The sequence below is a fragment of the Euzebyales bacterium genome (genome assembly GCA_035461305.1).
In the GTDB taxonomy this organism is placed as follows: domain Bacteria; phylum Actinomycetota; class Nitriliruptoria; order Euzebyales; family JAHELV01; genus JAHELV01.
Map to the genome: position 1 here is coordinate 1 of DATHVN010000223.1, position 11884 is coordinate 11884.

The window sequence follows — 11884 nt, forward strand, 5'->3', positions numbered from 1 at the left end:
GGTCAGGACGTTGGAGCTGCGGCCCGGGTTCCTCCAGATATTCCGCGGCCGCTCTCGCTGCATCAGGTGTCCCGTGTGGTGGCCGGATCCGGCCCCGGCACGCCGCGATCTTCGCCTACACCGAGGACGACCGCGTGATCGGCCGGCTGGAGCGCGCACGCAGCTGTTCGACCGTGCCCTCGACATCCACACCGACGCAGAGCGGTCCCGGGTCCGCCACGACGACCTGATGGACTGATCCGGCCGGACGGGTGCCGGTGCGGCCCGCCGGCGGGTGCCGGCGCCCGGGACCGAAGCTGTTGCGCGGACATGGCGCCCACTACAGTCCGTGCCGGCCGCACGATCACAGGTCCGGACGGAGATGGCGATGGCCGACAGGATCAGGCGCAGCGTCGAGCAGACGGCGGACGCGGTCGCGACGGCGGCCGGACCACTGCACCACCTGGCGCTCGGACCGGGTCCGGCTCTGACCGCCGAGTGGGTAGCGGCCGGCCTGGAGCTGCCCGATCTCCGGGCGATGCGGCGGTACCGCCTCGACCGGATCCTCGCCCAGCTGCATCGCCTGGACTACGCCGGGATCATCGTGATGGACCCGATGAACATCCGCTACGCCACCGACACGACGAACATGCAGGTGTGGGTGATGCACAACGGCGCCCGCTACGCCTGGGTCGGGGCCGACGGCCACACGGTGCTGTGGGAGTTCGCCAACTGCGAGTTCTTCGCGGGCCACAACGACCTGATCGACGAGGTCCGCCCGGCGATCTCGGCGACCTACTTCCAGGCGGGCCCACGGTACGAGGAGCAGGCGCGGCGGTGGGCGTCGGAGCTGCTCGACGTCATGGGGCACCGGCCCGGAGCGACGACGCGGATCGCGGTCGACCAGTGCCACCTGCACGCGCACGAGGCGTTGACCGGGGCCGGCGTCGTGGTCGGCAACGGCCAGGAGGTGATGGAGCACGCCCGGATGATCAAGAGCGCCGACGAGATCGACGCGATGCGCTGTGCCGTGCACGCGTGCGAGACCACCATGGCCGAGCTGCGGTCGGTGCTGCGGCCGGAGATGACAGAGCGGGAGGTCTGGGCCGAGCTGCATGCCGGCAACATCAGACGGGCGGGGGAGTGGATCGAGACCCAGATCCTGTCGTCGGGACCGCGCACCAATCCCTGGATGCAGGAGGCGAGCAGCCGCGTCATCGAGCCGGGCGATCTCGTGGCCTACGACACCGACCTCGTCGGCGCGTACGGGATGATGGTCGACATCTCACGTACCTGGAGGTGCGGCGGAGGACCACCTTCGGCGGCGCAGCGCCACGTCCACGCGTTGGCGCTCGAACAGGTGCTGCGCAACGTCGAGCTGCTGACCCCGGGCCGGACGTTCCGCGAGCTGACGTTCGACGCCTGGACCCCGCCGGTCGACGCGTACCGCCACTACAGCGTGCTGTTCCACGGCGTCGGGCAGTGCGACGAGTACCCCGAGATCTACTTTCCGCACGACTGGGACGCGTGGGGGACCGACGGCGTCGTCGAGCCGGGCATGGTGTTCACCGTCGAGGCCTATGTCGGCCCCCGTTCGGGCGGCGAGGGTGTCAAGCTCGAGAACCAGGTGCTGATCACCGAGCACGGCCCCGAGCTGCTGACCAGCTTCCCCCTCGCGCTGTCCGATTGATCCTGCGTCGGCCTCGACGCCGTGGGGCGTGGTCCCACGGACGACTGGCGGACCGGCTCCGCCGAACGGAGGCCTTTCCGCCGTCCCGAGGATGCGTTACGGTGCCGACCTGACCGTCTCCCTCGCGCTGGAGGTCCGTTCGACGATGGCAGTCATCGCGCGCAAGGTGGTGCTCGAGAACGTCCAGGACGCGTCGGGCATGGACCAGCTCATCACCGACGGCGTCTTCACCGCCGACCAGGTGATCGCCGTGATCGGCAAGACCGAGGGCAACGGCGGCGTCAACGACTTCACGCGGATCCTGGCCGACCAGGCGTTCCGCGGCGTGCTCATGGAGCACGGCACCCGTCCACTCGGCGACGTCCGGCAGATCCCGATGGTCTGGTCCGGTGGGTGCGACGGCGTGATAACGCCGCACGCCACCGTGTTCGCGCGCAACGACCAGGCCGGGCCCGACGACGAGGCGCGGCTGGCCGTTGGCATCGCGATGAGCGATGTGATCCTGCCGGAGGACATCGGACGCCGCGCGATGGTCTCCAAGGTGGCCGACGGCGTGCGCAAGGCGATGGAGATCGCGGGCATCACGGACCCGTCGGACGTCCACTACGTCCAGACCAAGACGCCGCTGCTGACGACGGAGACGATCAACGAGGCCAGGTCGCGCGGTGCGACCGTGTTCAGCGAGGACATCCACCAGTCCATGGACATGTCCAACGGCACCACGGGGCTGGGGATCGCCGTCGGGCTCGGCGAGATCGAGATGCCCCGTGCCGACGCGATCGGTCGCGACCTCGAGCTGTACTCGTCGGTCGCGTCGTGCTCTTCGGGCGTCGAGCTCGACCGCGCTCAGATCGTGCTCGTCGGCAACGCTCCCGGCGCCGGCGGGGACCTGCGGATCGGGCACAGCGTGATGGACGACGCGCTGGACGTCGACGGCATCTACGACGCGATCCGCTCCGCCGGCCTGGATCTGCCCGAGCGCCCGCACCCGTCGGACCTGGGCGACCGGCTGGTCAACGTGTTCCTCAAGTGCGAGGCCGATCCCACCGCGAAGCTGCATGGGCGGCGCCAGATCATGCTGGACGACTCCGACGTCCACTGGCACCGGCACGCCAAGGGCGCCGTGGGCGGGGTGACGGCTGCCGCGGTGGGCGACCCCGCCGTGTTCGTCTCGGTCGGTGCGCAGCACCAGGGGCCGCCGGGGGGCGGGCCCGTGGCTGCGATCGTCCACGTCGCCTAGACGCGCGTGGCACGGCGGGTGACGACCAGACCGACGCCCGCGACGCCTGCCCCGATCGCACGCGTCGCTCCGCGCGGACCTGCGGCGGTGCGACGATGACGATCCACGACCTGGTCGTCAGGGACGCGCGGCTGCGTCGCGGCGCCACACAGCCGCTGGCCGGCGATGTGCGGTCGATCGGGATCGCAGGCGGCCACATCGCCACGATCGCCGAGGCGCGGCTGGACGGCAAGGAGGTCATCGACGCCGGCGGGTCCCTGGTCACGCCATCGTTCGTCGACGCCCACCTGCACCTCGACAAGGTCCACACCTGGGACCTCACCGGCGGGCACGCACGACTCGCCTACGCCGGCGGCGACATGGGGGCGGCCGCCACGGCGATCGAGCTGGCGTCGCAGGTCAAGGACGACTACGACGAGGTTACGATCTCGGGCCGGGCGCGCGGCGTGCTGCGGGACGGCCTTGCACACGGGGTCACGCACGTCCGCGCGTTCGCCGACACCGATACGCGCGCCGGGCTGCGTGGCGTGCGTCCGCTCCTCGCGCTGCGCGACGACCTGCGTGGTGTGATCGACCTCGACGTCGTGGCGTTCCCGCAGGACGGGATCGTCCGGGACCCGGGCGCGATCGACGTGGTCGACGAGGCGCTGCGGCTCGGTGCCGACACCGTCGGTGGCATCCCGTGGATCGAGGACACCGAGCGCGACGCGCAGGCACACATCGACCAGATCTTCAACCTCGCACAGCGGCACGGCCGCGCCATCGCCATGCTGACCGACGACGCTGGTGATCCGGACCTGCGGACGACGGCGATGCTGGCGTCGACCGCACTCGACCGCGGGTGGGAGGGCCGGGTCACGGCCTGCCACGCACGCGCGATCGGCCTGCATCCGCGGCCGCGGGTCGAGCGCCTGATCCGACTCGCGCGCCGGGCCGGCATGGCGTTCGTCACCAACCCCCACACCGCCCCACTCGCGCTGCCGGTCGCGCTGCTCCTCGACGCCGGCCTGCCGGTCGCGTTGGGGCAGGACGACGTCGCCGATGCCTACTACCCGTTCGGTCAGCACAACCTGCTCGAGGTCGGGCTGCTCGCGGCACACGCGCTCGACATGACGTCGCCGGCGGACATGGAGCGCGTGCTCGACATGATCACGCTGCACCCGCGCACCGCTCTGGGTCTGGACGCGGACGCGCTGGCGGTCGGTGCGGCGGCCGATCTGGTCGTGCTCGACGGCAGCGACGCGCGTCAGGTGTTGGCGCGTCACAGCGCACCCCACCATGTGGTCCGCGCCGGGCGGCCCGTCGCCGCGACCGTCACGACCAGCGATGTCGATGTCCCGGAGCCGACCCGAGTGGCGACCACCGGCCGCCGCCCCGGCTGATCAGCACGCGAAGGAGGAAGGCAAATGGCAACGATGCCCGCCGGACGGATGGACCTCACCTACGGACTGGACGACGTGCCCCGTCCGTTCCCCAAAGCACTCGGCCTCGGCCTGCAGCACGTCCTGACCATGTTCGGTGCCACGATCGCCGTCCCGTTGCTGCTGGGTCCGGCGATGGGCATGGACACGATCCAGATCGCGATCCTGATCAGTTCGGTGTTCATCGCATCGGGCATCGCCACGATCCTGCAGGTGACGATCGGGTCGCGGCTGCCGATCGTCCAAGGCGTGTCGTTCGCGTTCCTGGGGCCCTTCTTCGCGATCATCGGTGCACGGGAGGGCATCGCTGCCATGCCCTACATCGGCGGTGCGATCCTTGCGGGCGCCGTCGTGGAGGCCATCGTCGGGTACAGCGGCCTGTTCGGCCTGATCCGGCGGTTCATCAGCCCGATCGTCATCGGGCCCGTCATCGCGCTCATCGGCCTGTCGCTGTACAACGCCGCGACCCTGCAGGTCAACACCATCACCGGCGACGACGGGTCGGTGGTCGCGGCCGGCAACTGGTGGATCGCTCTGCTGACCGTGTCGTTCATCCTCCTGTTCGCCCTGATCCTGTCCCGGCGGTCTCGACTGATCTCGGTGTTCCCGATCCTGCTGGCCGTCGTGTGCACCTACATCGTCGCGCTGGTCCTCAGCGAGGCCGGCCTGATCACGGAGGGCAACCGGGCGTACGTGAGCCTGGCGACGATCGGCGACAGCTTCGGGACCGCACCGTGGGTGCGCAGCGTGGTCGGCGAGCTGTCGCTGCTGTTCCCATGGGGGGCGCCCGCGTTCGACGTCGGGTTCTTCATCGCTGTCCTGGCGGCCTACCTCGCCTCGATGATCGAGTCGTTCGGCGACTACCACGCCGTCGCACGTGTGTCCGGTCTCGGCGAGCCGACCGCGGAGCAGATCAACCGGGGCATCGGAAGTGAGGGCCTCGGGTGCTTCGTGACCGGCCTGCTCGGCGGTTTCGCGTCGACCTCGTACACGGAGAACATCGGGCTGATCGGGTTGACGAAGGTCGCCAGCCGCTACGTCGTGCTGATCGGTGCCGGCGCGCTGATCGTGCTGGGCTTCATCACGAAGTTCGGCGCGATCATCGCGACCATCCCGACGCCGGTGGTCGGCGGCGTCTACCTGGCGCTGTTCGGCCTGATCGCGGCCGTGGGCCTGACCAACCTGCAGCGCGCGGACATGACCTCCCAGCGCAACCTGCTGATCGCGGGGTTCATCCTGTTCATGGGCCTGGTGGTGCCCGACTACGTGAGCCAGCTGCCCGACGACTGGACGTTCCTGGGGCAGGAGTGGACGACGAACCTGGCGCGCAGCATCTTCGGCAGCGGCATCGCCGTCGCCGCCATCCTCGGGCTCTTCCTGGACAACGTGATCCCAGGGACGGATGCCGAGCGCGGGATCACCGGCGGCGGCCCGCTGCTCGACCCCGAGGGCCCGCCGCCCGGGGAGGCCGTGTGACACCCGTGACAGCGCTGCGCAGCGAGGCGGCACGGTGAGCCCGGCACCGGTCGCGGGGCGACGACGGACGGTCGTTGCCCTCGGCGGCAACGCCATCGCGCCCGCGGGCACCGGTGGCACCGCCGAGGAGCAGACGCGCAACATCCGCCGGGCGATGACGCTGATCGCCGAGCTGATCGTCGACGGTCGCGAGATCGTGATCACCCACGGCAACGGCCCGCAGGTCGGCAACCTGCTGCTCAAGAACGAGCTCGCCAGGGACGTGGTGCCTGCGATGCCGCTCGACTGGTGCGTCGCCCAGACGCAGGCGACGATCGGCTACCAGATGATCACGGCGCTCGAGCACGCCCTCGAGGCGCACGGCGACCTGTCGACGGTCGTGCCCGTGATCTCGCGCGTCGAGGTTTCCGCCGACGACCCTGCCTGGTCGGACCCGTCGAAGCCGATCGGCCCGTACATCACCGACCCCGCCGACGTCGAGCGGCGCCGCACCGAAGCAGGGCAGCGCTTCGCGGACATGGGCGACCGCGGCTGGCGCCGGGTCGTGCCGTCACCGCAGCCACTGCGGCTGCTCGAGTCGATGACCATCAACCTGCTGCTCGACGCCGGCGCGGTCGTCGTCGCCAACGGCGGCGGTGGCATCCCCATGGTGCGCACCGATGACAACCTCCTGGTCGGTGTCGAAGCCGTGATCGACAAGGACCTGGCCGGCGCGCTGCTCGCCCGCGAGCTGGGCGCGACCGGGTTCGTCATCCTCACCGACGTCGCCGGCGTCGCCATCGACTTCGGGACGCCGCGCCAGCGCTGGCTGTCGAAGGTGACGGCGGGCGACCTGCACAACCTCGCCGCCGAGGGGCAGTTCGGGCGCGGCTCGATGGGACCGAAGGTCGCGGCAGCGCTCGCGTTCGTGGAGCACGCGCGCATGCCCGCTGCGATCGGTGCGCTCGATGACGTGCTCGCGGTCGTGCGCGGCGAGGCCGGCACGCTGATCATGCCCGACGACGCCGCGACGGTGCGCACGTCGTGACGGCGGCGACCGACCAGGCACGGCGCCCAGCGGCTGCGCCGCCCGGCCAGGGCGCCGCGGCGAGCCACTGGCTGCGGCCGCTGGTGATCGGTCCTGGGCAGCCGGTCCGCGTCGTCGGCGTCAGCGGCCCAGCCTGCTACCTCGCGGTGGACGGCGGCACCGTGGTCGCGCTCGAGGCAGCAGGCGCGGGCGCGGGACTACCGAACGCGTTGTCGCTCGATGCCGGCCGGCCCGGCGTCGACGACCTGGTGACCGGCGCCCGCGGGCAGCTCGGCGGCGGCGCCCTGCGCGTCCATGATCGCGTCGTCACCGTACGGCGCTGGTGGGATCCCCGACCGCGGACCCCACCGGTTGAGCCGTCACGGCTGCGATGGCGACGAGCCGAGCTGCCGCTCGCGTCGCCGGCGCTCGCGGGGCACGGGTTGGCCGGACCGGTCGACGAGCTCCGTGCCGCCGCGCGTCGGGTCGACGCGCGCACCGTCGCGTCGCTCGTCGATGAGCTGGTCGGCCGGGGACCGGGCTCGACCCCGGCCGGCGACGACGTGCTGGCCGGCATGCTGGCCACCCTGCGCGTGCTCGGTGGCGCGCATGCCGGTGCGATCCGCGTCGCCGACGCGCTGGGAGGCGCGGTGCGCGCGGCCGCCCCCCGCACCAGCGCGCTGTCCGCGACGTTGCTGCGCTGCGCCGACGTCGGCGCCGTCGTCGATGCGGCGCGGAGGGTCCTGGAGGCGCTTCCCGGCGACTCGCTGCTGGCGGGACCGGTCGCGCGGCTCGTTCGGCTCGGGCACACCTCCGGGCATGATCTGCTGATCGGGATCGGCATCGCCGTCGACCTGTTGACCATCGGAAGGGACCGGACGTGACCTCAAGGAGCGTCAGCGGCAGGTCACACGACCAGCCCTCGAACAGCCCCGGTGACGGATCACATGACCGGCCTCCCGGCGGCGACGGCGGTGGGACACGTGACAGGACCTCGGGCAACGGCAGCGGTGCGCCGCAGGGTCGCACCCACGTCGAGGTCCGGCGCGGCACCTACCACGACTCGGTGACACTGCTGCAGGTGTCGCGGGACGTCACTGCGCTCGAGGGCGTGGACGACGCGGTCGTCGCGATGGGGACCGAGCTGAACCTCGGCATCATCGGCGACCTGGGGTTCGACCGCGACGCGTTCGGTGACGCGGGACCCAACGAACTGATCGTCGCGGTCCGCGCCACCGACGACAGCGTCGTTGCGGCAGCGGTGTCCGCGATCGACGGTGCGCTCGCCTCCGCCGGTAGGTCGTCGGGTGGGGGAGGAGACGTCACCGCACCGCCACCGCGCACGATCGGTACCGCCGCTCGGTCCGTCGACGCCGATCTCGCCCTGATCTCCGTGCCCGGGGAGCACGCCTTCGTCGAAGCGATGGACGCGCTGCGGGCGGGGCTGCACGTCATGGTGTTCAGCGACAACGTGCCGGCCGAGCAGGAGGTCGCACTGAAGGCGGAGGGACGGCGGCGGGGCCTGCTGGTGATGGGTCCCGACTGCGGGACCGCGATCGTCGGCGGCGTCGGCCTCGGCTTCGCCAACGTCGTGCGGCCCGGTCCCGTCGGCATCGTCGCGGCCTCCGGTACCGGCGCTCAGCAGCTGTGCTGCCTGCTCGACGACGCCGACATCGGCGTGCGCCACGTGCTGGGCGTGGGTGGGCGCGACCTGTCGGCTCGGGTCGGTGCCGCGTCGACGCTCCGGGCGCTCGCGGCACTCGACGCCGACCCCGGCACCGAGCTCGTCGTCGTGGTGTCCAAGCCACCGGACCCGACCGTCGCCGCGACGGTGCGTGACGCCGCCGCCGCATGCACCACGCCGATCGTGCTGGGGTTCGTCGGCATGGGCGAGCGGGATCTGACCGCGGTGGCCGAGGAGACCGCGGAGCGCCTCGGCCGGCCGATCGCCCACCATCCCCGATGGGGACGTGACCAGGTTCCCGGCCCGGTGGACGCCGTGCTCCGCGGTCTGTTCAGCGGCGGCACCCTGTGCGACGAGGCCATGGCGATCGCCGCCGCGGCGCTGGGCACGGTCCGCTCGAACATCCCGCTCGAACCCGGCTGGGAGCTCGACGACAGCGACGACGGGCACGTAATGATCGACTTCGGCGAGGACGAGATGACCCGGGGACGGCCGCATCCGATGATCGACCACAGCCTGCGCATCGCCGCGCTCGAGCGGGAGGCACGACGCGACGGCGCCGTCGTGCTGCTCGACGTCGTGCTCGGCCACGGCGCCGACGCCGACCCCGCCGCGGCGCTCGCGCCGGCGATCGCCGACGCGCGGCGGTCGGCCGCCGACCGCGGCGATCGTCTGGCCGTGGTGGTGTCGCTGTGCGGGACGCGTGACGATCCCCAGCAACGTGACCGCCAGGCCGTCGCGCTCGCCGACGCCGGCGCGACCGTCTACCTGTCCAACGCGCGGGCGGCCCGCGAGGCCGTCCGCCTGATCACCGGAGCGTCCGCATGAGTGGCCCGGGCACCGGCTCTGACGCGCCGCTGCGCTCGCTGCTGTCCGACGAGCCGCGCGTGGTGACGGCAGGTGTCAGCCTGTTCGCCGACGCGCTGGCGTCGCAGGGGATCGCACCGGTGCGCACCGACTGGCGGCCGCCTGTCGGCGGGGGTGCGGCACTCGCCCGCATCGCCGCGGACGACCGGGTCGTCGACGCCAACGAGGCGGCGGTCACGCGGCTGCAGTCCGCGCGGCCGCACCTGGTCGACCTCCAGCCTGCGCGGGAGGCGATCGCCGGCTTCGACGACGGCATGCTGCTGCACGCCGGTCCGCCGATCGCGTGGGCCGACGCGTCCGGTCCGCTGCGTGGCGCGATCATCGGTGCGCTGTTGTACGAGGGCTGGGCCGACGACCCCGACGCAGCCGCCGCGATGGCCGGGCGTGGCGACATCGATCTCGCGCCGTGCCACGAGCACGGCGCGGTCGGGCCCATGGCGGGTGTGGTGAGCCCGTCGATGCCGATGTACGTGCTGCACGACGAGGAGCACGGCACGACAGCCCACTGCACGCAGAACGAGGGCCTGGGCAAGGTGCTGCGGTACGGTGCCTTCGGGACGGAGGTCGTCGATCGCCTGCACTGGATGGAACGTACGCTCGCACCGCTGACCGGGGCGGCGCTGCGTGCGCACGGACCGGTGGACGTGAGGTCGCTGATCGTCCAGGCGCTGCAGATGGGTGACGAGGGCCACAACCGCAACCGCGCCGGCTCGTCGCTGTTCCTGCGCGAGATCGCCGGTGACCTCGTCGAGGTCGACGCCGCGGCCTCGGACATCGCCGCCGTGCTGCGCTTCATCAACGGCAACGACCACTTCTTCCTCAACCTGGTGATGCCAGCCGCGAAGACCGCCGCCGATGCCGCCCGCGACATCCCCGGCTCGACGATGGTCATCGCGATGGCCCGCAACGGCACGGAGTTCGGGATCCAGTGCTCGGGGACCGGCGGGCAGTGGTTCACGGCAGCGGCCGGTGTGCCGGACGGACTGTTCCTGTCGGGGTACGGACCCGAGGATGCCAACCCCGACATCGGCGACTCGACGATCACCGAGACGGCCGGCATCGGCGGGTTCGCCATGGCGGCCGCACCTGCCATCGTGCGCTTCGTCGGTGGCGAGGTCAGCGACGCGCTGGCCTTCACGCTGTCCATGTACGAGATCACGCTGGCCGAGCACACGTCGTACCAGATCCCGATCCTCGGCTTCCGCGGGACACCGGTCGGCATCGACGCCACCAAGGTCGTGCGCACAGGGATCGCGCCGGCGGTCAACACCGGCATGGCGGGGCGCGAGGCCGGCACCGGGCAGGTCGGCGCCGGCCTCGTCGAGCCGCCGATCGAGTGCTTCGTCGCCGCGGTCGAGGCGCTGGCCGAGCGGGTGGATGCGTCCCCAGCCCCGTCGGGCGGGGCGGCACGGGTGGAATCCAGCGCGGCAGGCCAGCCCACATGAAGCCGCCACCCTTCGCCTACCACGCGCCGACGTCGGTCGACGAGGCCCTCGACCTGCTCGGCGACCTCGGGGACGAGGCGAAGGTGCTCGCCGGAGGCCAGAGCCTGATCCCGCTGCTCAACATGCGCCTCGCGTCGCCTGCGAACCTCGTCGACATCAACCGCATCACCGCACTCGACCGCATCGACGTCGACGAAGGCGGTGTCACCGTCGGTGCCTGCGCCCGTCACGCCGCGGTCGAGCGCCACGAGGAGGCCTACCGCGCCGTCCCGCTGCTGCGCCAGGCGCTGCGGCTGGTCGCCCACCCGGTGATCCGCAACCGCGGGACGACGTGCGGCAGCATCGCCCACGCCGATCCCGCCGGAGAGCTGACCGCCGTCCTTGCGGTGCTCGGCGGCACCGTGCGGGTCGAGCGGCGCGGCGGGGACACACGTGACGTCACCACTGACGACTTCTTCGTCGCGCCGCTCGAGAGCAGCCTGCGCCCCGGTGACCTGGTGACCTCGGTCCACTTCCCCCGGCAGCATCTCACCGGTGGCAGCGCGTTCGTCGAGATCGCCCGCCGCCACGGTGACTACGCGTTGTGCGGCGTCGGTGCGACCGTGTCGCTGGATGCCGACGGCTCGATCACCGACGCGCGGGTCGGAGCGATCAGCATCCATCCCACGCCGTTGGTCGTCGACTGCGGTGGTCAGCTGGCGGGCAGGACCGTGGACGACGCCGCGCTCGAGGCCGCCGCGGAGCTCGTCGATGCGGCGAGCGAGCCCGAGGCGGACCTGCACGCGACGGTCGCGTACCGGCGACAGCTGACCCGGGTCATGACCGCCCGGGCGATCCGTGCGGCCGCAGCGCACGCACGCCGACGCGCCGCCGCTCCGGCAGGGGAGGACCGGCATGGCTGAGACCACCGAGCAGGTGACGCTACGGGTCAACGGCACGACCCGGTCGTTGCGGGTGCCGGCGCGCCGTCTGCTCAGCGACGCCCTGCGTCACGACCTGCGGCTGACGGGGACGCACGTGGGCTGCGAGCACGGTGTCTGCGGCTGCTGCACCGTGCTGCTCGACGGCGCGCCCGT

10 protein-coding genes are annotated in these 11884 nt (G+C 72.0%); all 10 read left to right on the forward strand.

Features of this window, described 5'->3' with window-relative positions; translation table 11 throughout:
- The first annotated feature begins 367 nt into the window (after nucleotides 1–367).
- Entirely contained in the window at nucleotides 368–1669 is a 1302-nt protein-coding gene (locus tag VK923_20280) for a Xaa-Pro peptidase family protein (GenBank protein HSJ47015.1), read from the forward strand.
- A gap of 91 nt (nucleotides 1670–1760) precedes the next feature.
- Nucleotides 1761–2909: a ring-opening amidohydrolase gene (locus VK923_20285; GenBank protein HSJ47016.1), complete on the forward strand. Its 1149-nt coding sequence runs from the start codon at nucleotides 1761–1763 to the stop codon at nucleotides 2907–2909.
- 95 nt (nucleotides 2910–3004) lie between these two features.
- Nucleotides 3005–4291, forward strand: a complete 1287-nt coding sequence (locus VK923_20290) for an amidohydrolase family protein (GenBank protein ID HSJ47017.1) — start codon at nucleotides 3005–3007, stop codon at nucleotides 4289–4291.
- 24 nt (nucleotides 4292–4315) lie between these two features.
- Nucleotides 4316–5806 (forward strand): solute carrier family 23 protein, encoded by a 1491-nt coding sequence (locus tag VK923_20295; GenBank protein ID HSJ47018.1) that lies wholly within the window; start codon nucleotides 4316–4318, stop codon nucleotides 5804–5806.
- Nucleotides 5807–5840: 34 nt separating this feature from the next.
- Nucleotides 5841–6833 carry a carbamate kinase gene (locus VK923_20300; GenBank protein ID HSJ47019.1) on the forward strand — a complete coding sequence of 331 codons (993 nt, stop codon included), beginning with the start codon at nucleotides 5841–5843 and terminating at the stop codon, nucleotides 6831–6833.
- A complete protein-coding gene (locus VK923_20305; GenBank protein HSJ47020.1) occupies nucleotides 6830–7696 on the forward strand; it encodes a DUF2877 domain-containing protein in 867 nt (288 codons plus the stop codon). Before VK923_20300 ends, VK923_20305 begins: the two co-directional genes overlap by 4 nt.
- Nucleotides 7693–9324, forward strand: a complete 1632-nt coding sequence (locus VK923_20310; GenBank protein HSJ47021.1) for a hypothetical protein — start codon at nucleotides 7693–7695, stop codon at nucleotides 9322–9324. Before VK923_20305 ends, VK923_20310 begins: the two co-directional genes overlap by 4 nt.
- Entirely contained in the window at nucleotides 9321–10808 is a 1488-nt protein-coding gene (locus VK923_20315) for a DUF1116 domain-containing protein (protein HSJ47022.1), read from the forward strand. Before VK923_20310 ends, VK923_20315 begins: the two co-directional genes overlap by 4 nt.
- Entirely contained in the window at nucleotides 10805–11710 is a 906-nt protein-coding gene (locus tag VK923_20320) for a xanthine dehydrogenase family protein subunit M (protein ID HSJ47023.1), read from the forward strand. Before VK923_20315 ends, VK923_20320 begins: the two co-directional genes overlap by 4 nt.
- Nucleotides 11703–11884 (forward strand): 2Fe-2S iron-sulfur cluster-binding protein (locus tag VK923_20325; GenBank protein ID HSJ47024.1); only part of this gene is annotated, 182 nt, incomplete at its 3' end. The genes VK923_20320 and VK923_20325, both read left to right, overlap by 8 nt.

Bases quoted from the DNA above. Each gene is read 5' to 3' on its own strand.
- VK923_20280 (HSJ47015.1), top strand. From the start codon at position 368: ATGGCCGACAGGATCAGGCGCAGCGTCGAGCAGACGGCGGACGCGGTC.
- VK923_20285 (HSJ47016.1), top strand. From the start codon at position 1,761: ATGCGTTACGGTGCCGACCTGACCGTCTCCCTCGCGCTGGAGGTCCGT.
- VK923_20290 (HSJ47017.1), top strand. From the start codon at position 3,005: ATGACGATCCACGACCTGGTCGTCAGGGACGCGCGGCTGCGTCGCGGC.
- VK923_20295 (HSJ47018.1), top strand. From the start codon at position 4,316: ATGGCAACGATGCCCGCCGGACGGATGGACCTCACCTACGGACTGGAC.
- VK923_20315 (HSJ47022.1), top strand. From the start codon at position 9,321: ATGAGTGGCCCGGGCACCGGCTCTGACGCGCCGCTGCGCTCGCTGCTG.
- VK923_20320 (HSJ47023.1), top strand. From the start codon at position 10,805: ATGAAGCCGCCACCCTTCGCCTACCACGCGCCGACGTCGGTCGACGAG.